This is a genomic window from Arthrobacter sp. zg-Y1219 (assembly GCF_030125545.1).
In the GTDB taxonomy this organism is placed as follows: Bacteria; Actinomycetota; Actinomycetes; order Actinomycetales; family Micrococcaceae; genus Arthrobacter_B.
In genome coordinates this window covers 60,372-80,655 of the sequence record NZ_JASKLY010000021.1, presented here as the reverse complement: position 1 = coordinate 80,655, position 20,284 = coordinate 60,372, and the positions used below count along the sequence as shown (strand labels likewise).

Here is a 20,284-nt window from a genome sequence, read left to right as displayed (position 1 = left end):
ATTTCTACAAACCATAGAACTGTGCGCTTAATCACTAAAGAGGTAGTCTGGGGACGGCGTTCGATGCCGAGCGACTAAAGTTCCAGTGGGGCAGACCGGCATGACGCATCTGCTTCGGCGATCATCTGATCGAACGTAAACCTACTTCGACGTAGAAGGACACTAGCCCGTGGACCTGTTTGAATATCAGGCGCGCGATATGTTTGAGGCGCACGGTGTACCCGTGCTTGCCGGAATCGTGGCGCACACTCCTGAAGAAGCAAAAGCTGCAGCCGAGAAGATTGGCGGCGTAGTCGTCGTCAAAGCACAGGTCAAGGTCGGTGGCCGAGGCAAGGCCGGCGGCGTCAAGGTCGCGAAGACCCCTGACGAGGCGTTCTCGTACGCCTCCGACATCCTCGGCATGGACATCAAGGGCCATACCGTTCACACCGTGATGATTGCCCAGGGCGCAGACATCGCCGAGGAGTTCTACTTCTCGGTCCTTCTGGACCGTGCCAACCGCAACTACCTGGCCATGTGCTCGGTGGAAGGCGGCATGGAGATCGAGGTCCTCGCCGTTGAGCGCCCCGATGCCCTGGCCCGCGTTGCCGTTGATCCCGCCGTCGGCATCGATTCCGCCAAGGCCGAAGAGATTGTTGACGCCGCAGGCTTCGCCCCTGAACTGCGCGAAGGCGTCGTCAACGCGATCCTCAAGCTCTGGGACGTCTTCGTCAAGGAAGACGCCACCCTGGTGGAGGTCAACCCGCTGGTTCGGACCGGCGCCGGCGACATCGTCGCCCTCGACGGCAAGGTTTCCCTGGACGAAAACGCAGACTTCCGCCAGCCCGGCCACGCCGAGCTGGAAGACAAGGACGCTGCTGACCCGCTGGAGGCCAAGGCCAAGGCCAACGACCTCAACTACGTCAAGCTTGATGGCCAGGTAGGCATCATCGGCAACGGAGCCGGCCTGGTCATGTCCACGCTCGACGTCGTCGCCTACGCCGGCGAGAAGCACGGCAACGTGAAGCCGGCCAACTTCCTGGACATCGGCGGCGGAGCTTCGGCATCCGTCATGGCCGCCGGCCTGGACGTCATCCTCAACGATGAGCAGGTCAAGTCGGTGTTCGTGAACGTCTTCGGCGGCATCACCGCGTGTGACGCCGTCGCGAACGGCATCGTCAAGGCCCTGGAAATCCTCGGCGACGAAGCCAACAAGCCGCTGGTCGTCCGCCTGGACGGCAACAACGTCGAAGAAGGCCGCCGCATCCTTGCCGAGGCCAACCATCCGCTGGTCACGCTGGCCACCACCATGGACGAAGGCGCCGACAAGGCTGCCGAGCTCGCTTACGCCGCTCGCTGACCCCAGCCTGTCGAACCTTTTAGAAAGAGAATCCCCTTATGTCTATCTTTTTGAACAAGGACTCCAAGGTCATCGTTCAGGGCATCACCGGCGGCGAAGGAACCAAGCACACCGCCCTGATGCTCAAGGCCGGAACCCAGGTTGTCGGCGGCGTTAATGCCCGCAAGGCCGGAACCACGGTCGTGCACGGCGACGTCGAACTGCCCGTCTTCGGCACCGTCACCGAGGCCATGGACAAGACGAACGCCGATGTCTCCATCGTCTTCGTGCCGCCGGCCTTCACCAAGGATGCCGTCATGGAAGCGATCGACGCCGGCATCGGCCTCGTCGTCGTCATCACCGAGGGCGTTCCCGTGCAGGATTCCGCCGAGTTCTGGGCCCACGCCCAGTCCAAGGTGGACGAGAACGGCAACCAGGTCACCCGCATCATCGGCCCGAACTGCCCCGGCATCATCACCCCGGGCGAAGCCCTCGTCGGCATCACCCCGAACAACATCACTTCCAAGGGCCCGATCGGCTTGGTCTCCAAGTCCGGCACCCTGACCTACCAGATGATGTACGAACTGCGGGATCTGGGCTTCTCCACCGCAATCGGCATCGGCGGGGACCCTGTCATCGGCACCACGCACATCGACGCCCTGGCTGCGTTCGAAGCTGATCCCGAGACCAAGGCCATCGTCATGATCGGCGAAATCGGCGGCGACGCCGAAGAGCGTGCGGCCGAGTTCATCAAGGCCAACGTCACCAAGCCCGTTGTGGGCTACGTGGCCGGCTTCACCGCTCCCGAAGGCAAGACCATGGGCCACGCCGGCGCCATCGTCTCCGGTTCCGCAGGAACCGCGCAGGCCAAGAAGGAAGCCCTTGAAGCTGCGGGCGTCAAGGTCGGCAAGACGCCGTCCGAGACCGCCACCCTGCTGCGCGAAGTCTACGCAGCCCTCTAGTACACGCACGCAACGCCCCCGTCGGCCGGAATTCCTCCGGACGACGGGGGTTTTTGCGCGCTTGGATATAAGCAGAAAGAAACTGATGTCTCCAACTCTTTCCCCCGGGACGGTTGCGAAACCGGTCGGGAACCGCCACCGCGGCGCGCTGGGCCGCGCCTCCTGGATTGCCACGCTGGGCGGGTTCCTGTTCGGCTATGACACCGGGGTCATCAACGGGGCGCTGCCCTTCATGCAGGCGGACCTCGGGCTGACACCGTTCACCGAAGGCCTGATCACCTCCAGCCTGCTCTTCGGGGCGGCCTTCGGCGCGCTGGTTGCCGGCCACCTCGCCGACCGCTTCGGCCGCCGCCGGCTGCTGATGGCGCTGGCCGTGGTTTTCCTGGCCGGAGCCCTCGGGACCGCCGTTGCTCCCTCCATCGGGCTGATGGTCGTCGCTCGCGTGGTGCTGGGCCTGGCCGTGGGCGGCGCGTCCGCCGTCGTGCCCATGTTCCTGTCCGAAATTGCGCCCGCCGCCCGGCGCGGACAAATGGTGACCCGGGACCAGCTGATGATCGTCACCGGCCAGCTGGCGGCCTTCACCACCAATGCCGTGATCGGCAATGTGTGGGGCGACGAGAACCATATCTGGCGCTGGATGCTGGCGGTCGCCACGCTCCCGGCCATCGCGCTGTGGATCGGCATGAAGTTTGTGCCGGAGAGCCCGCGCTGGCTCGCCGCGCAGGGCAGGTACCCGCAGATGATGGCGGTGCTGCAGAAAATCCGCAGCTCGGAGGACGCGCAAACGGAGTACGACGACGTCCGTGCCCTGGCCAGCCATGAAACCACCCGCCACGGGTCGCTGAAGGACTTCGCCGAACCATGGCTGTTCCGGGTGCTGCTGATCGGCATGGGCATGTCGGTGGTTCAGCAAATCACCGGCGTCAACGCGATCGTGTACTACGGCACGCAGATCCTGGCCGACGCCGGTTTCGGCACCGAGGCCGCGCTGACCGCGAACATCGCCAACGGCGTGGTGTCGGTAGCCGCGGCGATCCTGGGGATTTGGCTGCTGGGCAAGGTGGGCCGCCGGCCCATGCTCATCACCGGACTGATCGGTACGTCAACGACGCTGCTGCTGATCGGCGTCGCCTCCCTGACCATGGCCGAAGGCACAGCCAGAGGGTTTGTGGTGCTGTCCTTGACCGTCCTGTTCCTGGCCTTCCAACAGGGCTCCATCTCCCCGGTCACCTGGCTGATGATCGCCGAGGTCTTCCCGCTGCGGGTCCGCGGGCTCGGCATGGGGCTCTCGGTCTTCGTGCAGTGGATGGCCAACTTCGCCGTCGGCTTCTCATTCCCGATGCTGATGGCCGGGCTGGGAATTTCCAGCACGTTCTTCATTTTCGTGGCGCTGGGGATTTGCGCCATTCTCTTCGTGAAGCGGTTCATGCCGGAGACACAGGGCAAGAGCCTGGAGCAGGTGGAAGCGGAGCTGAAGGCCGCCGGAACCAAGTAGGCACTATCCGGATAGGCGCCCCAATTGAAAGGGAACCTGCCCGCCGCGGTCAACGGCGTTGCAGGTTCCCTTTCGTCGTTTCTGCCAGTAGGTTCTTAGCCCGTTGTCTGGCCGGTGCCTAGGGAACAGCCGGGTATGCCGCCACGGTCGGCAGGCTGACCGCAGCGGTGAAGCTGGTCAGCGCCGTCGCCTTGGGCGGGGCGTACACGGATGACGCCGGCGTTACCTGCAGCACCAGCCTGCTGGCGGCGGTCACGGTGTAGGAGACCTCTTCCAGCGGGATGGTCAGCGTGTGCTCTTTGCCATCCAGTACCAGCGGCACCGGCGTAACCTGATTGCCCAGCACCAGTGAGGCCCGGGCCCTGTCGATGATCTGCGCATAGACGTGGGTGCTGCCTTGCCGGGCGTATCCCCGGTAGGTCAGCGTCAGCTGCGGGGCACCGAAGACCGAGGTGGATACCGCAGGCGCGGTGATCGGCACGTTGAGTGCCGCCGGCGCTACGGCTGCTGCCACGACGGCGCCGCTGACGGCAACGGGGGAGAGCAGCAGGGAACCCTTGCCGGTGCCGGCCAGGGCGCCGGTGGCTTCGGGGTAACCCGGAGCGCCGCGCGTCACGCCCGCCTGGTCAATGAACTCGAACGCTGGGCCGGTGCTCACCGGCTGATCCTTCAGGTATTTGGCGAACCAGTTCAGCACGGCCGGGGTGATCCGGTCCGGGCCTGCCGTCGAGTTGCACAGACCGTGCCCGCCGCAGAACTGGAGCATCTTCGCGGGGGTGCCGGTGCCGCTGATCAGGGCGTAGTTGCGCGTGGCCTCATTCAGGGTGAACAGGGTGTCCGCCGTCCCCTGAATGATCAGGGTGGGGGCGGTGATGGAGGTGAACATCTCCTCGGACGTCAGCGAGCTGAAGTAGGCCACCGATTCAGCGCTGAGCCGGTTCGGATAGGTCAGGCCCTCCGTGCAGGCCTTGCGCACGGGGGCGGCCAGCGCACCCTGGTTGCCGACCAGTGAGCCGAGCTGGCCCAGCGCGGTTCCCTCCGCGCAAAGCAGGGCGCCCCAGCCGGTCTTGAAGGAGCCCGCCTTGTACAGGCTGGTGGTCAGGTCGTTCCAGGCGATGGTGGGGGCGATGGCGTCCACCCGCTGGTCCTGGGCGGCGAGCACAAACTGGATGCCTCCGCCATAGGACGCGCCTGCCATGCCGAGCACCGGATCGCCCGGCGCGTCCAGCCGGGCTTCGGGTTGGGCGGCGATGAAATCGATGAGCGCCTCGCCGTCCCGGCCCTCGTATGCCGGGTTGTTGACGTAGGCCTCGCCGCCGCTGAGGCCGAAGCCGCGCGGATCCCAGGTCACCACGTTGTAGCCTGCGTCGCGCAGCGGAGCGATGCCGATGGAGCCGATCAGGGTGCTGGTGGTGCTTGACGGAATCCGTGCACCCGGGAGCCCGAAGCCGGGTCCCACCATGACGGTGGGCGCCTGCTGCCCGGCGGCCAGGCCGGTGGCCGGGAAGAAGTTGGTGTGGATCGGTGTGCCGTCAAAACTGGTAACGACGACGTCGGTGCGGGACACCGGTGCGGGCGCCGGTGCGGCTAATGCGGCGGGGGCTGCGGCCAGGGACGAGCTCAGGAGCCCCGCGGCAACCGCCAGGATGCGAACGTGCTTTCTCATAGTGACCCCATTGTCGAGTGCGAGGAAAAGCCAGTTACCGGGCGGTAACTTTCGGCAGGCTACTGGGCGGCAGGAAGTCGCACAAGGGCGGAAAGAGAAGGGGTTCCACCGGGCAGCAAAAAAGGGATCCCCGGGCAAGCCCGGGGATCCCTTTGATGAAACCGGTGTTAGCGGCGCGGGCGGAGGCTGCCGCCGTCGGCGCCCCTCCGGGGTTCCCGGAAGTCGGCTGCGGCCTGCGAGGCGGCGCCCGGAACGGAAGCCGGTGCCGGAGCATCCTGCGACGTGGTGTCGTGTTCCTGAGTGGCCAGATCGAAGGTCGACCCGCCGTGCTCGTCAACGCCGGAGGCGATGGCGCGCTCCACCACGTTCTTGGTCAGCTGGCGCCGCAGGGCGATCGGATCGCGGGCCAGATCCTTCGCCAGGGCCACGGTCATCAGGAGCATCACCAGCGCAAACGGCAGGGCCGCCACGATGGTGATGCGCTGCAGCGCACCCAGTGCCAGCGACGGATCGTCGCCGCCGGCCATGAGCATCACTGCGGCAACGGCTCCGGTGAGGACACCCCAGAAGATGATGATGCCGCGCGCGGGATGCTCGGCTCCGTTCGAGCTGAGGGAGCCCATCACGATGGAGGCGGAGTCGGCTCCGGTGATGAAGAAGATGCCCACGAGCACCATGGCCAGGATCCCGACGGCCGCTGCTATCAGGTTGGGCAGGGGCAGCATGGCGAACAGCTCAAAGAGCGCTGCGTCGGTGCCTGCCGACGCAATCAGCGCGTCGGCCTCACCCGGCCCCGCGTTCTGCGCAGCGCCGATGCCGGCTCCGCCGAAGATCGAGAACCACAGGACGGTGACAACGAACGGAACCAGCAGGACGCCGGTCACGAACTGCCGGATGGTGCGTCCGCGGCTGATGCGGGCGATGAACATGCCCACGAACGGCGTCCAGGACAGCCACCAGGCCCAGTAGAAGATGGTCCAGCCGGAGAGCCAGTCGCGCATTGTCTCGTCCCCGACAGCTTCGGTCCGTGAGGCCATCTCCGCCATGTTCCCCGCGTAGTCAGCGATGGCGGAGGGAATGACATTGAGGATAAAGAGGGTGGGTCCGGCGATGAAGACGATGACCGCCAGAAGCAGTGCCAAGCCCATGTTGATGTTCGAGAGCCACTGGATGCCCTTGGAAATCCCGGACATGGCCGAGGCCACGAAGCAGGCGGTCAGGATTGCCACAATGGCCACCAGGATGGGTGTGCCGACAGTGCCGATCCAGCCGGTGGATTCCAGGCCGCTGCCGATCTGGAGTGCGCCGAGGCCCAGGGAGGCCGCGGTGCCGAACAGCGTGGCGAAGATCGCGAAGACGTTCAGGACCTTGCCCAGCGGACCGTCCACGCGTGCCCTGCCGAACAGGGAAGTGAAGGTGGAGGAAATGAGCTGCTTCCGGCCCAGCCGGTAGGTGCCGTACGCCATGGCGATGCCCACGATGGCGTACATGGCCCAGGGGTGCAGGCCCCAGTGGAAGATCGAGGTGGCCATTGCCGTGCGGATGGCTTCCGGGGTTTCCCCGTCAACGGTCCCCGGCGGCGGCGAGATGAAGTGGAACACCGGCTCGGCCACACCGTAGAACATCAGGCCAATGCCCATGCCCGCGGCAAACATCATGGAAATCCAGGAGAGTGTCTTGAACTCCGGTTCCTCATCGTCCTTGCCCAGCGGAATGTTGCCGAACCGGCCCAGCGCCAGCCACAGGACGTAGACAACAAAGAAGGAGGCCAGCAGGACGAACATCCAGCCGGTGTTCTTCATGACCCAGTCCAGCGCCGTCTGCGAGGAGGTCGCCAGCGACTCGCGCCCGAAGAAGCCCCACAGAACGAAGGCGACAGCCAGGGCGCCGGTCACGCCGAAGAGGACCTTGTCCAGCTTGGCGGGCGTCTCGGTGGTGCGGGCGGTTTCGTGTGCGCGTTCGGTTTCGCGAAGCTGCTGGAGCAGTTCCTGATCCGGGTCGGAATCCGCTTGCAGGGTCTCTGCCTGCAGATGGCGACCGTTCGATGATGCCGTTCCGGCGTCCGCGCCATGGAGGATTGCTCCGCTGCGTGCGTCCGGATCCTGCCCCGGAACGGGGGCGGGCTCAGTGATGTTAGCCATAGGCCTTCCTTGGTGTTGCTTCCTTGGTGTTAACGGAAGAAACGCCCGGCTCCCAAAGGGGAGTCGTCGGGCAAGCATGGGAGGCGGCGGCCGGGACCCGGATTCGCAGGATTATTCGTCTGCGGGCATGGCTCTACCGGGTGATGAAAGCGACGCTGCCCCTCTTCTGCGTTTCTCCCGCACCTGGTATTGGTGATGCGTAGTCCTTATTAGAGTTTCCCGCATGGCAGGGCAAGTCAAATCGCCGGGGCGGTCCTGAACGGTACCGTGCACGCTACAACGCCGTGGCCCTAGGGCATTGCGGAAACACGAGTGTCGGAGTACACACCCGCCCCGCTCGTCGTCGAGTCGATTGTCCACCCGGCCAGCAGGGTCAGGATGCGGATGCACTCGTCTTCGGCGCTGGCCAGATCGGCGGCGAGCCGGTCGGCTTCGGCCTGCAGGAGGTGCCCCGGAAGAGTTTTGGGGCTGTTTTCACCCAACAAGGCCAGGACCGGACCGGCAGCGAGCCGCTCTTCGGCCTGCAGATCCTCCACAGCGCCCTGCAGTGCGAGCCGTTTCCGGCGGATTCCGTCGACGGCAGCGGCGAAGGTCTCCAACGCCGCAGCTGCACGGACCGCAGACTCCAGAACGGACTCCCCGGCAACCCGTGGCCCGTCCAGCGCGGCGTGGACCAGATGCTGCTCGGGGGCGGCATAGGCCGCCGCCAGGAGAGACCAGTGGGAGTGGGCCTGTCGAATGGACTCACCGGCGCGGGAACTGCACTTTAGGAGCATGGCTGCCCCTTCCCGAAGCTCCGGTATGGCCGGCAGTTCAGCCGTGCCGCTCAGATCAATGAAGGTACTCATGTCAGGCCCCACTTTCCGCTGGAATTTTCGCCGGAAACAGCTTCCGGTCCGCCGGGGGCCACGGGCAGGGGCAGCCGCTTGGCCTCCAACGGCCAGGCATGAACGTGACCGGGCGGCGGCGTGATCCGCGGATTCGGGAACAACGCGGGCAGGGGCCGGGGCGGCCACCGGGGATACCAGCCGCCGGGCGGATAGGCGGGGCCGGGCCGGGGAAACCGGCCGCCGGGCGGATAGGCGGGACCGGGCCGGGCCGGCCACCGGGGATACCAGCCGCCGGGCGGATAAGCGGGGCCGCGCCACCACGGCCCGAGGCAGCCAGGATGGGGTGGCCAGCTGCCCGGACAGGGGTAGTACAGCCGCAGCATCAAGTCCCGTGCCACGACGATGGGCGGGCGTCCCGGGAGCGCCGGCCGGAAGAGCCAAGCCGGACACCAGGGCGGCGGACCCGGCAGCGGTGTCACGGTTCCGGAATCGGGGTCCGGCTCCGGCTTCTGCGGCAGCGGCTTCGGCCGTGGAGCAGGCAGTGCGCGTGCAGAACCTGAGTCCTGCCCTCCGGATTTCGGCAACGGCGCCGGCGGTGCCGACGGAACAATGGGAAGAGCTGCAGGCGGGAGCGCTGACTCCGCGCGATGTCCTGAGGCGTCCGGGACGGCGGCTGCGGCGGCTTCAGCCCGCGCCTGCATCTCCTCGTCTGCGCGCAGATACTCGGCGACTGCCTGGTTGGCGCCCTGCACTGCATCCTCGGCACGGCTCAGGACCGACTGCAGGTTCGGAAGGATTTCCCCCGCGCCCAGGGTGGTGAAGGCACGGGCCACCCGGCTGGAACCCAGGGCGGTCGCAACGGTGTCCACACTGCGCTGGAACTCGGCGGGAACGGAGGCCAGAACCGCAAGCTCTGCCTCCGTTTTCCGGACCGCGTCCATCGCCGCAGCGGTGTCGATGTCGTAGGCAACCATGATGGATCCCTTCCTTGCCACGCAGGCCTACGCCACACAGATGATCGGTTCAAAGACGGCCCTCCCGGCAGCTGATCAGGCGAGCCGGAGAGGATCCGCGGTGCGGATCCCGGCCGGTCCGCTCAATCTAACCGAGTCGGAGAAGCGGTGATACCGAGGTGTTGTGCCTGTGGACAAGTTGGGGGTGCCCGCGGCTAGTGGCCGAAAACATCCGAATCAGAGATGGGGCCGCCGGTTTCCAGCCCGTCGAGGGACGACATGTCTTCCGCCTCGAGGGTGAAGCCGACGATGTCCAGGTTCTCCGCCATCCGTTGCGGATTGGCTGACTTGGGAATGGTGACGATGCCGGACTGAAGGTCCCAGCGCAGGACAATCTGGGCCGGGGTCTTGCCGTATTTGCCGGCCAAGGCCGTGATCAGCGGATCGTTCAGCAGCTCTCCGCCCTTGCCCAGCGGACTCCACGCCTCGGTCACGATGCCGAGGCCGGCATGGGCCTCCCTGACGTCACGGCGCGGATGGTACGGATCGAGCTGGACCTGGTTCACCTCCGGAACCAGGCCGGCGTCGGCCAGCTGCTGAAGGTGCGCGGGCTTGAAATTGGACACCCCGATGGCGCGCACCAGGCCGTCGTCCTGCACGGCCCGCATACCGCGGAAGGCCTCGACATAGCGGTTCTGCCCCGGATTGGGCCAGTGGATCAGCAGCAGGTCCACGTAGTCGGTGCCGAGCCGCTGCAGGGCGGCGTCAGCGGCCCGGCGCACACCGTCGAAGCTGTGCCATTCCTTGTTGAACTTGGTGGTGATGAAGGCTTCGCCGCGGTCCAGACCGCTGCGGCGCAGCCCCTCGCCGACACCTCTTTCATTGCGGTAGTTCTCAGCGGTGTCGAAGTGGCGGTAGCCCAGGCCGATGGCGGTCTCGACGGCGCTGGCGGCTTCGCCGTCGTCCAGCGGCCAGGTGCCCAGTCCGATCTGCGGAATCTGGGCACCGCTGGGCAGTGGCAGGACAGGAGAAAGGATGCTCATGGAAAGTCCTCACAGAAGGTGTCGTGAACTCCGCATCGTTCTCCAAGGAGCCCGCCGACGCAACCCCGCCAACGCAACCCCGCCAACGCAACCGAAGGGTTACGCCACGCCGGTGCCGAACAGCAGGCCCAGCAGATACGTGGCTCCGGCCGCGCCGAGCCCGATCGCCAGCTGCCGCAGGCCGCGCTTCAGCGGCGAGGCGCCGGAGAGCAGGCCGACGACGGCGCCGGTCATGAGCAGCGCCAGCCCCACCAGCACGCAGGAAATGATGACGGCAGCCAGCCCGGTGAAGCCGAAAATGTACGGCAGGACCGGGATGATGGCGCCGGAGGCGAAGAAGCAGAAGCTGGACACCGCAGCACCGAGTCCGGTGCCCACGCTTTCGTGTTCATCGGCGCCGTCCGCTGTGGCTTCCGGATTCAGGGACAGGCTGGGGTCGCAGTCGCAGCTGTACAGTCCCATGCGTTCGGCGGCCCGGTGTTCGGCCGCCTCGCGGGACATGCCGCGTGCCCGGTAGACCAGCACCAGTTCATTGGCGTCGATGTCCAGGGATTTTGCCGCCGCCAGTGTGATCTGGGTGGGCCGGGATGCTTCCAGCAGCTCCCGCTGGGACCGCACTGATACGTATTCCCCGGCACCCATGGACAGGGCGCCGGCCAGCAAACCGGCCAGGCCGCTGAACAGGATGAACCCGCTGGACACTCCGGTGGCGCCGATGCCCATGACCAGCGCGAGGTTGGACACCAGGCCGTCGTTCGCGCCGAAAACCGCTGCCCGGAAGTTGCCGGAGAGCCGGGTCCGGCCGCGGGTTGCGAGTCCGCGCACCACTTCTTCATGGATCTGCTCATCGGCGGCCATGGCACTGGTGGCGTTCGGATCCTGCGCGTAGGGGGAGCGTCCTTCGGCGCGCTGCGCCAGGGCGAGGACGAACACCGAGCCGAAACGGCGGGCCAGGACTCCGAGCATCCGGTTGCGCAGGGATGCCTTGGCCGGGCGGTTGGCATCCTCGCCCAGCAGGTCGCGCCAGTGGGCTTCATGGCGTCCTTCTGCTTCTGCCAGGGCGAGGAGGATGTCGCGCTCTTCACCGTCGCGGCGTTCGGCAAGGTACCGGTAGGTGTCGGCCTCCGCGCGTTCGTCGGCAAGATACTGCCGCCAGCGCTTTAGGTCGGACGACGACGGCGGTTCCGGTTGTTCGGACCGTGCGTCTGCAGGTTGGGTGTTCACGATGCTCCTGGTGGGGACCGGAGCGGTTTTGGGGCTCCGGTCAGCTGTTGGCGAAACTGACCGAAGGTCTCGCTCGCCCCTGCACTGCGCACAGCGGGTGGAATGCCGGGCCGCACGGCGGCCAGTATGTCGACAGACCTCGGCCGCATCCGCAGAACAAGTGCGCGCCGTCAGCGTTCACTAATATGGATCTGCGGGAGGGCCGGAGCTACTCCCCTTCGAGCCAACAGTCTAGCGGAGATCAATGTGAAACCTGAGAAAGGCAGCATGCAGCCAGCAGGAGGTATGTTCGGTGCCGGACCCGGCGGGACGCGGCAGGAAGCACTCCGTCCAGCGGCTAAAGTCGAGGACGTGAGTACACATGCCTCCTCAGTCCCGGCCGAGCAGATGCGTCCCTGGACGCGTCACTACGGTGACGGTGTTCCCGCCGATCTGCGCCTTCCCGACGGTTCCCTGGTGGACATGGTGGAGCAATCCATCCGCAAATTCGGGTCCAAACCGGCGCTTCAGTTCTTCGGTGCCGTCACCAGTTATCAAGCCCTTGGCGAACAGATCCGCTGCGCCGCCGCCGGCCTGAAGAAACTCGGCGTGGACAGAGGCGACCGCGTGGCCCTGGTGCTGCCGAACTGCCCGCAGCACATCGTGGCGTTCTATGCCGTCCTGCGGCTGGGCGCCGTCGTCGTCGAGCACAACCCGCTGTACACCGACCGGGAGCTGCGCCACCAGTTCGAGGACCACGGCGCCACAGTGGCCGTGGTGTGGGACAAGGTAGCGGACCGCCTGCAGTCGCTGCCGGGCGACATCCCGCTGCGCAGCATCATCTCCGTGAACCTCGTCGACAGCATGCCGCTGGCCAACCGCCTCGCCCTGAAGCTGCCCGTGCCCGCCGTCCGCAAGCTCCGTGCCACCCTGACCGTCGCCAAGGCTCCGCGCAGCGGCACCCGAACCGTCATTCCCTGGAAGAAGCTGCTCGATCACCGGCCGCTGCGCCGCCGGCATCCCCGGCCGGAGGCCTCGGACCTGGCGGTCATCCAGTACACCAGCGGCACCACGGGTTCCCCCAAGGGGGTCATGCTCAGCCACGGCAACCTGATGGCCAATGCTGCCCAGGGACGCGCGTGGGTGCCGGGGCTGCGCCCGGGCAAGGAGACGTTCTACGCGGTGCTGCCCATGTTCCATGCGTACGGGTTGACGCTCTGCCTGACCTTCGCGATGAGCCTTGGCGCGCGTTTGGTGCTGTTTCCCAAATTCGATGTGGACCTGGTGCTCAAAGCCGTGAAGAAGACGCCGCCCACGTTCCTGCCCGCGGTGCCGCCGATTTATGAGCGCCTGGCAGCCGAGGCAAAGGAGCGCGGTATCTCCCTGAAGGGTGTGCGCTTTGCGATCTCGGGTGCCATGAACCTGCCGGTGGAGACCGTGGAGGCATGGGAGGAAGCCACCGGCGGTTATCTGATCGAGGGCTACGGGCTTACCGAAACCTCTCCGGTGGCGCTCGGCAATCCCATGGGCCCCACCCGCAAGCCCGGAACCGTCGGCGTGCCGTTTCCGCTGACTGACATCCGGGTAGTGGATCCGGAGAATCCGTACCTTGACCGCCCGCAGGGTGAACAGGGCGAACTCCTGATCCGGGGCCCCCAGGTGTTCCAGGGGTACTGGAACAAGCCGGCCGAAACCGAGGCGGTACTGCTCGACGGCGGCTGGTTCCGCACCGGCGACATCGTGTCCGTGGACGATGATCACTTCGTCACGATCCGGGACCGCATCAAGGAGCTGATCATCACCGGCGGCTTCAACGTGTCGCCCACCGAGGTCGAGGAGGCGCTCAAGCGGCACGAAAGCGTGACGGACGCCGCCGTCGTCGGCATTGGCAAGGAGGGCGGGGGCGAGGACGTGGTGGCCGCCGTGGTCCTGAAGAAGGACTCCCACTTCAACCCGGAGGACCTCCGCCACTACGTCCGCAGCGAGCTGGCGGCCTACAAGGTTCCGCGCCGGATCGTGCAGATCCAGGACCTGCCGCGCTCGCTGATCGGCAAGGTGATGCGCCGGCACGTCCGCGACCACATCACCGGGCCCGGAACCGTCACGGGCAGCACCGGGGTCCCTCCCGAGAGCAAGTCATAACCCGCTCCGCCATACTCATCAACCGCTTCGCCAACAGGAAGACCAGGCACATGCCCAGAACACCGTTACCCGAACAGCGTCAGGCCGCCGATTCCCCGCAGCGGTACTGGAGCGGCGCCCTGGGCCATGCCGGGCAGCGTTCGGCTCAGATCCTGCTGGTGCTGATCCTGGCGGGCGTGACGATCTACGGGTTGATGCAGGTCACCCTGGTGGTCATTCCGGTGCTGCTGGCCCTGATTCTGGCAGCGGCCATCTCACCGTTCGTGAATTGGTTGCGCCGCAAGGGCTGGCCCAGCGCACTGGCCACCGGCGTCTCCTTCCTGCTGCTGCTGGCAGCGTTCGGCGGCCTGGTCACCGGCATCGTTTTTGCCATCCGCAGCGAGTGGAGCTCGCTGGTGGACCAAGCGGTCAACGGCTTCAATGAGCTGTACACGCTCATCCAGGACGGGCCGATTCCGGTGGACAACTCCACCATCGAGAACGCCCGCGATGCAGCGATTGGCTTCGCGACCAGCTCCACGGCCGGCAGCGGCGCATTGGCCGGCATCGGAGCGGCGACGAACTTCGTGACCGGTTTCCTCCTGATGGCAGTGGTGCTCTTCTACTTCCTCAAGGACGGCGACAAGATCTGGGCGTTCTTCCTGCGCTGGTTCCACGGCGAAAAGCAGGAGAAGGCCCGCCTGTCCGGCGCCCGCGCCATGGAGGTGCTGGGCGGTTACGTGCGCGGAACCGCCATTGTGGCAGCGGTGGATTCGATCTGCATCGGTGCCGCCCTGTTCATTTTGCAGGTGCCGTTGGCGCTGCCGCTGTCAGTGATCGTGTTTGTCGGTTCGTTCATTCCGCTGGTCGGCGCGACGGCGGCCGGAGTGCTGGCTGCCCTGATCGCCCTGGTCGCCAACGGCCCCCTGGTGGCCCTGATCGTGGTGATCGTGATCATCGCCGTCAACCAGCTCGAAGGCAACTTCCTGCAGCCGGTGGTGATGGGCCGGACGCTGAGCATCCATGCGCTGGTGATCCTGCTGGCACTGACCGCCGGAACCATCCTGGCCGGCATCATCGGCGCCATCCTCTCCGTTCCGATTGCCGCGGTGTCCTGGGCGATTATCAAGGTGTGGACCGGAGAGGATGAAGGCGACCCCGACGACGTCGCCGAACTTCCGGAACCCGAGGATTCCGAGTCCGCTGACGTCGCCAAAAACGACTGACGGCACAGAGAAGGACTGACGTCGCCGAAGAACTGACGTTGCAGAAAAAACTAGGGCCCTAGCCGAAAACGGACTAGGGCCCTAGCTGTCTTAACGCTCCTGGCCGGCCGGGATTGATGCGGCCGGACCTGCCGGCGTGGGTTCAGCCGGACCGGATTCAGCCGGGATCCCGCGGCCGGCGACCCGGTCCTCCCAGGCCCGCATGACGCCGGCGTCGGTGCGCGCGGTGAGCAGCGAGCCGGCAATGTACGCCGCGGCGGAGGCCAGCAGCCCGAAGTAGATGGGCTCATTGGCGTAGATTCCGTCGTACTGCTGCTCGGCGGTGATCTCCAGGACGGCCATGGTCCCCAGGGTCACCGCGGTGCCGGCGGCCATGGAGAGCGCGGCGCCGAATCCGGTTCCCCGCTTCCAGACCAGTCCGCCGAGGATGCTGACGAGCAGCCCGCCCACCAGGATGTCGTAGGAGATCGTCAGGGCCGCCACCACGTCCTGGACCGCGATCGCCAAGCCGATGGCCACCAGGCCCAGCCCCAGGACCCAGGCGCGGTTCTGCGCCACGGAGTGCTCGGGGTTCTCCGCGGTCTCCGGGCTGGCAGCGGCCTGCTGCGTGCCGGAACCGGCAGTGTTGCGCCCCTTGAACCAGCCGGCCACGAAGGGCACGACGTCGGCCCGGGCCACTGTGGCGGCGGCGATCAGCGCGCCGGACGCCGTGGACATCATGGCGGCCACTGCCGCGGCGAGGACCAGGCCGCCGAGTCCCACGGGAAGAATGCTGATGGCCACGTCGGCGTACACGTCATCCTTGGAAGCGACGGCGGGCAGGACCACGCTTGCGGCCATGCCGATCACTGCGCCGGCCACGCCGTAAAGGATGCAGTAGATGCCGGCCGCGGTGCCGCCCCAGCGGGCAATCAGCGGGGTTCGTGCCGTGAAGACGCGCTGCCAGATGTCCTGCCCGATCAGCAGCCCGAGGGTGTAGACCACGAAGTACGTGATGATGCTCTGCGCCCCGATGCCGGTGAGGCTGAAGAACTCGGCGTCGACCCGGTCCCGAATGCCGTCCCAGCCGCCGGCGGCGTTGATGGTGAACGGCAGCATGAGGGCAAAAACGCCCACCGTCTTGATCACGAACTGGACCATGTCCGCCAGGGTGATGGACCACATTCCGCCGATGGTCGAGTAGACCAGGACCACGGCGCCGCCGACTGCGATCGAGACCCAGCGCTCCCAGCCGAAGAGGACCACGAAGATGGTCGCGTAGGCGCCGGTCGACGTCGCGCACAGCATCAGTGTGTAGGCGAGCATCACGATCGAGGACGCCTGGGTGGAGCGGGTTCCGTAGCGCAGCGTGAGCATCTGCGAAACGGTGTAGATCTTCAGTTTCTGCAGTGTGGAGGCGAAGAGCACGCTCAGGAGCAGGACGCCCGCTCCGATGGCCACCACCAGCCACATGCCTGAAATGCCGTAGGTGTATCCAAGTCCCACACCGCCGACGGTGGACGCGCCGCCCAGCACCACAGCGGCCATGGTGCCGGTGTAGAAGAGGGGACCCAGCCTGCGGCCGGCCACCAGATAGTCGCTGACATTCTTGGTTCGGGATTTGCCCCACCAGCCGAAGGCCAGCATGCCAACGAGGTAAGCCACCACGATGGCGGTATTGAGGTGTTCCATGAGATTCCTGCCGTAAGCCGGGCTTGAGAGTATGCTCCCAAGTAAACATTTGTTGTCCCGTAGGCTAATTCAGTGAAGGTCCGCCGTCAATGATGACTGCCGCCGCTGCCGGCGGTTTGGCCGCTCTCGATATGCTCTGAAAAGATACCCCGCGACTTCGCGGCGGGAAAGCCACATATGAGAGGACGATTGTTGTCATGAAGGCCTTGCCCGTAGAGCCCTCGAACGCGCCGGTGGCCATCGGCCCGAGGATCCGCCTCGCGCGGCAGGCACGCCGGATGACCATCGAGCAGGTAGCCGTGGCAACCGGCCTCACCAAGGGCTTCCTGAGCCGGGTGGAGCGGGATCTGACCTCGCCGTCGGTGGCTTCCCTGCTGACGCTGTGCCAGGTGCTGTCCATCTCCATCGGGGACCTCTTCACGGCCCCGGCCACCGAACTGACGCGGTGGAATGATGCCCCGTCGGTGAATCTGGGCGGAACGGGAATTACCGAGCGGCTGGTGACTCCGCGGACAGAGCGCCGGGTGCAGGTGATCCGCGCCGTCATTGCGCCGCGCGGCTCCGGCGAGACGGACCTCTACTCGGTGGACTGCGACGTCGAGGTGCTCCATGTGGCCCGGGGCCGCTTCGTCCTGGTGTTCGCCGGTGAGTCGATGGAACTTTCCGAAGGCGACACGGTGACGTTTCCCGGCCAGGAGCCCCACTCGTGGAGCAATCCCACCGATGACGAGGCCGTGGTCCTGTGGACGCTGGTCAGCCCGGCGGCCAGCTGAGCCGCCGGGACCAGATGAGCAGAAGCGGCTAGGCTGGCTGGTGGATGGACGTCGGAGTGGTGATCCGGTTGAGGTAGTCCACGGCTCCGGTGATGTCGATCCCCTTGGAGCGGAAGCCAATGTGGCCGTCCGGGCGGACCACCAGCAGCTCGGGACGCCGGACGCTCAGTCCCAGGCGCTCGAAGGCCAGTCCGCTGATGTCCTGGATTTCATTGGGACTGTCGGCGGCCAGCCGGCTGCCGACGTTCAGGCGCTGGACGCTCAGCCACGGTGACAGGCGGCCCAGGGCGTTGTGCAGCCGAAGCTGCGTGTCGGCCGGCCAGCCCCGGCCGCACAGGAGGATGTGGAATCCCGGGGTCGCGAGGATTTCGTGCAGGCGCATTTCCCGGCCGTTGTCCCGGACCACGGCGTCGGGCAGCCGGTCTCCGGCCTTCGGCCCGGCGGTGATGAAGGCCGGCAGGCGGGCGTCGCCGGTATCCACCATGTCGCTGCCGCGGTACTGGGTGTCCAGCTGGGAAACCGTGCGGAACAGCCGGGCGCGCAGGGCCTTGGACCCGGAAGCCTTCGGTGCGAGGGCCGGCAGCAGCTTGGTGCGGGGAAGCTTCAGCAGGTTGCTGCGGCTGGAGGCAAGCCGGAAGAGCCGGTCGGTGAACTGGAGGACTCCCTGGCCCACCGGCCGCCGTTCGGCGTCGTAGCTGTCAACCAGTTCATCGGAGGCCAAGCCGCGGGCACCCAGCGCCAGTTTCCAGCCCAGGTTCAGCGCGTCCTGAATGCCGGTGTTCATGCCCTGTGCCGCCACGGGGGAGTGGACGTGCGCGGCGTCGCCGGCCAGGAACACCGAGCCGGACTGGTAGTACTCCGCGATCCGGGACGAGAGCTTGAAGGTGTTGATCCACTCGGGATCCTTGAGTGTGACCGTGCCTCCGGTGAACTTGTCGGCGATGGCCTGCAGCGATTCGAGGGTGGCGTCGGAAGTGTCTCCGTGCTCCTTCATGCCAACCAGCCGCCAGGTGGCAGGGCTGCCCAGCGGGAACAGCAGCATGAAGCCGTCCTCGTTGATGTAGGAGTGCATCAGGCCCGGCTCGACGCCGTCGGCTTCGAGGTCGGCAAGCACGAAGTCTCCGGGGTAGCCGCTGCTGCGCCAGTCCATGCCCGCCTTGGAGCGTACGGTGCTGTTTGCGCCGTCCGCGCCGACGACGTACCGGGCGCGGACACGTTCGATGCCCCGGTCCAGGCGCTGGATCTTGGCCTCCATGCCGGCGAAGGGATCTTCAGGATCCAGCCGTGCCAGATCCTGGAATTCGACGCCGTGTTCCACCCGGACGCCCCGCGCCTGCAGGTGGGAAAGCAGGGCGTGTTCGGTGTCCGCCTGGGAAAGGAAGAGCAGGTGCTGGAACTCGGAGTCTTCGCTGCCGACGTCGGCCAGATCCACCGGGATGGTCTGCTCCGGCAGGTGCAGGTGCAGGCCGCGTGCCGGATGGCCGGCTGCGGCCAGGGCGGCGCTGAGGCCGAACGGCCGAAGGGCTTCCAGGGTGCGCGGCTGCAGGGCCAGCGCCCGCGAGTGGTTTGACCGGGCCAACTGGCGGTCGATGATGCGGAAACTGGTGCCGAAACTCTGCAATTGGGCCGCAAGGGCCAGTCCCGTGGGCCCCGCGCCCACGATCAGGACGTCGACGTCGAAGTTACTGTCCGCACTGTGCTGATAAGCCGCCATAGTGACAGCCTAGTCTTGACGTGAGCCCCGGTTCCACTTTAGCCTCAGGGGAAACACTTGATGCCTATTAGGCAACGCCTGTGAGGGGGCCGGTCCGCCGGCCTTTCCGGACGCGTTTGCAGGGTCCCGCCGCACAGCGGCGGAACCGGAACTGGAGAAACCACCATGCAGAACCCCCCGCGGATCACCGCCAACGGCAACCTTGGACCCATTGACGCGGCGCAGGTGCCCCGTTATGCCGGACCCGCCACCTACGCGCGGCTGCCTCGCCTGGACGAGGTGCAGCGCGCGGATGTCGCAGTGGTGGGGGTTCCCTTTGACACCGGAGTCTCGTTCCGCCCCGGCGCCCGTTTTGGCGCGAACCACGTCCGGGAAGCGTCCCGGCTGCTGCGCCCGTACAACCCGGCACTGGACACCTCGCCGTTCGAAAACCTGCAGGTGGCCGACGCCGGCGACATGGCGGTCAACCCCTTCAACATCAACGAGGCCATCGAAACCATCCAGGCCAACGCGCTGGACCTCACCGAAAAGGGCACCAAGCTGCTTACCCTGGGCGGGGACCACACCATCGCCCTGCCGCTGCTGCGTGCCGCCACCGAGCGCGCCGGATCACCCGTGGCCATGCTGCACTTTGACGCCCACCTGGATACCTGGGACAGCTACTTCGGCGCCGAGTACACCCACGGCACCCCGTTCCGGCGCGCTGTGGAGGAAGGCATCCTCGACACCGAGGCCATCTCCCACGTGGGGACCCGCGGCCCGCTCTACGGAAAGCGGGATCTGGAGGATGACCGCCGCTTCGGCTTCGGCATCGTTACGTCCTCCGACGTCTTCCGGCAGGGCGTGGACGAGGTGGTGGCGAAACTCCGCGACCGGATCGGAAACCGCCCGCTGTACATTTCCGTCGACATCGACGTCCTGGATCCGGCGCACGCGCCGGGAACCGGCACTCCGGAAGCCGGCGGCATGACCAGCCGCGAACTGCTGGAAATCCTTCGCGGCCTGCGCGGATTGAACCTGGTGGGCGCCGACGTCGTCGAGGTGGCGCCGGCCTACGACCATGCCGACATCACCGCAGTTGCGGCCTCCCATGTCGCCTACGACCTGATCACCCTGATGGGACTCTCGGAGTGAGCGCCGGAGCGGAACAGGACGCCGTGCCCGGCGC

Annotated in this window: 15 protein-coding genes; 7 read left to right on the top strand and 8 right to left on the bottom strand. The window is 66.5% G+C overall.

Going from position 1 to position 20,284, the window contains the following annotated elements:
* Window positions 1–169 precede the first annotated feature (169 nt).
* The 3 genes from sucC (at window position 170) to QNO00_RS16215 (ending at window position 3,775) form a co-directional block, all read left to right on the top strand.
* Window positions 170–1,339, top strand: a complete 1,170-nt coding sequence (sucC, locus tag QNO00_RS16225; RefSeq protein ID WP_229968124.1) for an ADP-forming succinate--CoA ligase subunit beta — start codon at window positions 170–172, stop codon at window positions 1,337–1,339.
* 38 nt (window positions 1,340–1,377) lie between these two features.
* A complete protein-coding gene (sucD, locus tag QNO00_RS16220; RefSeq protein ID WP_229968126.1) occupies window positions 1,378–2,280 on the top strand; it encodes a succinate--CoA ligase subunit alpha in 903 nt (300 codons plus the stop codon).
* Window positions 2,281–2,365: 85 nt separating this feature from the next.
* Window positions 2,366–3,775, top strand: a complete 1,410-nt coding sequence (locus QNO00_RS16215; protein ID WP_229968128.1) for a sugar porter family MFS transporter — start codon at window positions 2,366–2,368, stop codon at window positions 3,773–3,775.
* A 118-nt stretch (window positions 3,776–3,893) separates the two neighbouring features.
* Here QNO00_RS16215 and QNO00_RS16210 read toward each other — a convergent pair whose 3' ends face one another.
* The 6 genes from QNO00_RS16210 to QNO00_RS16185 all read right to left on the bottom strand — a co-directional run bounded on the left by QNO00_RS16210 (window position 3,894) and on the right by QNO00_RS16185 (window position 11,632).
* Window positions 3,894–5,441: an alpha/beta hydrolase gene (locus QNO00_RS16210; RefSeq protein WP_229968130.1), complete on the bottom strand. Its 1,548-nt coding sequence runs from the start codon at window positions 5,439–5,441 to the stop codon at window positions 3,894–3,896.
* Between the two features lie 167 nt (window positions 5,442–5,608).
* Window positions 5,609–7,582 carry a BCCT family transporter gene (locus QNO00_RS16205; protein WP_229968132.1) on the bottom strand — a complete coding sequence of 658 codons (1,974 nt, stop codon included), beginning with the start codon at window positions 7,580–7,582 and terminating at the stop codon, window positions 5,609–5,611.
* A 290-nt stretch (window positions 7,583–7,872) separates the two neighbouring features.
* On the bottom strand, window positions 7,873–8,430 hold the full coding sequence (locus QNO00_RS16200) for a hypothetical protein (RefSeq protein WP_284025256.1): 558 nt from the start codon (window positions 8,428–8,430) through the stop codon (window positions 7,873–7,875).
* The gene (locus QNO00_RS16195; protein ID WP_284025255.1) at window positions 8,427–9,386 is read right to left on the bottom strand and encodes a DUF6507 family protein; all 960 of its coding nucleotides are present in this window, start codon (window positions 9,384–9,386) and stop codon (window positions 8,427–8,429) included. Before QNO00_RS16195 ends, QNO00_RS16200 begins: the two co-directional genes overlap by 4 nt.
* A 194-nt stretch (window positions 9,387–9,580) precedes the next feature.
* The gene (locus QNO00_RS16190) at window positions 9,581–10,408 is read right to left on the bottom strand and encodes an aldo/keto reductase (protein ID WP_229968137.1); all 828 of its coding nucleotides are present in this window, start codon (window positions 10,406–10,408) and stop codon (window positions 9,581–9,583) included.
* A gap of 99 nt (window positions 10,409–10,507) precedes the next feature.
* Window positions 10,508–11,632, bottom strand: a complete 1,125-nt coding sequence (locus QNO00_RS16185) for a VIT1/CCC1 transporter family protein (RefSeq protein WP_284025254.1) — start codon at window positions 11,630–11,632, stop codon at window positions 10,508–10,510.
* A 285-nt stretch (window positions 11,633–11,917) separates the two neighbouring features.
* Between QNO00_RS16185 and QNO00_RS16180 the strand changes: the two genes are divergently transcribed.
* Both QNO00_RS16180 and QNO00_RS16175 read left to right on the top strand, forming a co-directional pair.
* Window positions 11,918–13,753, top strand: a complete 1,836-nt coding sequence (locus tag QNO00_RS16180; RefSeq protein WP_502863491.1) for a long-chain-fatty-acid--CoA ligase — start codon at window positions 11,918–11,920, stop codon at window positions 13,751–13,753.
* Window positions 13,754–13,803: 50 nt separating this feature from the next.
* The gene (locus QNO00_RS16175; protein ID WP_284025252.1) at window positions 13,804–14,958 is read left to right on the top strand and encodes an AI-2E family transporter; all 1,155 of its coding nucleotides are present in this window, start codon (window positions 13,804–13,806) and stop codon (window positions 14,956–14,958) included.
* 90 nt (window positions 14,959–15,048) lie between these two features.
* On the opposite strand, the gene QNO00_RS16170 is transcribed toward QNO00_RS16175, so the two are convergent.
* Window positions 15,049–16,629, bottom strand: coding sequence for a sodium:solute symporter family protein (locus QNO00_RS16170; RefSeq protein WP_284025251.1), 1,581 nt, complete (start codon window positions 16,627–16,629; stop codon window positions 15,049–15,051).
* 197 nt (window positions 16,630–16,826) lie between these two features.
* On the opposite strand from QNO00_RS16170, the gene QNO00_RS16165 reads away from it, so the two are divergent.
* Entirely contained in the window at window positions 16,827–17,402 is a 576-nt protein-coding gene (locus QNO00_RS16165; protein ID WP_229968145.1) for a helix-turn-helix domain-containing protein, read from the top strand.
* Window positions 17,403–17,430: 28 nt separating this feature from the next.
* Here the strand turns inward: QNO00_RS16165 and QNO00_RS16160 are convergent, their stop codons facing one another.
* On the bottom strand, window positions 17,431–19,116 hold the full coding sequence (locus QNO00_RS16160) for an FAD-dependent monooxygenase (protein ID WP_284025250.1): 1,686 nt from the start codon (window positions 19,114–19,116) through the stop codon (window positions 17,431–17,433).
* A 165-nt stretch (window positions 19,117–19,281) separates the two neighbouring features.
* Here QNO00_RS16160 and speB point away from each other — a divergent pair, with 165 nt between their 5' ends.
* Window positions 19,282–20,250 (top strand): agmatinase, encoded by a 969-nt coding sequence (gene speB / locus QNO00_RS16155; protein WP_229968149.1) that lies wholly within the window; start codon window positions 19,282–19,284, stop codon window positions 20,248–20,250.
* The last annotated feature ends 34 nt before the right edge of the window (window positions 20,251–20,284 follow it).

Excerpts from the sequence above, each read along its gene's own strand:
- sucD (WP_229968126.1), top strand. The coding sequence starts at position 1,378 with ATGTCTATCTTTTTGAACAAGGACTCCAAGGTCATCGTTCAGGGCATC.
- QNO00_RS16215 (WP_229968128.1), top strand. The coding sequence starts at position 2,366 with ATGTCTCCAACTCTTTCCCCCGGGACGGTTGCGAAACCGGTCGGGAAC.
- QNO00_RS16210 (WP_229968130.1), bottom strand. The coding sequence starts at position 5,441 with ATGAGAAAGCACGTTCGCATCCTGGCGGTTGCCGCGGGGCTCCTGAGC.
- QNO00_RS16205 (WP_229968132.1), bottom strand. The coding sequence starts at position 7,582 with ATGGCTAACATCACTGAGCCCGCCCCCGTTCCGGGGCAGGATCCGGAC.
- QNO00_RS16200 (WP_284025256.1), bottom strand. The coding sequence starts at position 8,430 with ATGAGTACCTTCATTGATCTGAGCGGCACGGCTGAACTGCCGGCCATA.
- QNO00_RS16195 (WP_284025255.1), bottom strand. The coding sequence starts at position 9,386 with ATGGTTGCCTACGACATCGACACCGCTGCGGCGATGGACGCGGTCCGG.
- QNO00_RS16190 (WP_229968137.1), bottom strand. The coding sequence starts at position 10,408 with ATGAGCATCCTTTCTCCTGTCCTGCCACTGCCCAGCGGTGCCCAGATT.
- QNO00_RS16180 (WP_502863491.1), top strand. The coding sequence starts at position 11,918 with ATGTTCGGTGCCGGACCCGGCGGGACGCGGCAGGAAGCACTCCGTCCA.
- QNO00_RS16175 (WP_284025252.1), top strand. The coding sequence starts at position 13,804 with ATGCCCAGAACACCGTTACCCGAACAGCGTCAGGCCGCCGATTCCCCG.
- QNO00_RS16170 (WP_284025251.1), bottom strand. The coding sequence starts at position 16,629 with ATGGAACACCTCAATACCGCCATCGTGGTGGCTTACCTCGTTGGCATG.
- QNO00_RS16165 (WP_229968145.1), top strand. The coding sequence starts at position 16,827 with ATGAAGGCCTTGCCCGTAGAGCCCTCGAACGCGCCGGTGGCCATCGGC.
- QNO00_RS16160 (WP_284025250.1), bottom strand. The coding sequence starts at position 19,116 with ATGGCGGCTTATCAGCACAGTGCGGACAGTAACTTCGACGTCGACGTC.
- speB (WP_229968149.1), top strand. The coding sequence starts at position 19,282 with ATGCAGAACCCCCCGCGGATCACCGCCAACGGCAACCTTGGACCCATT.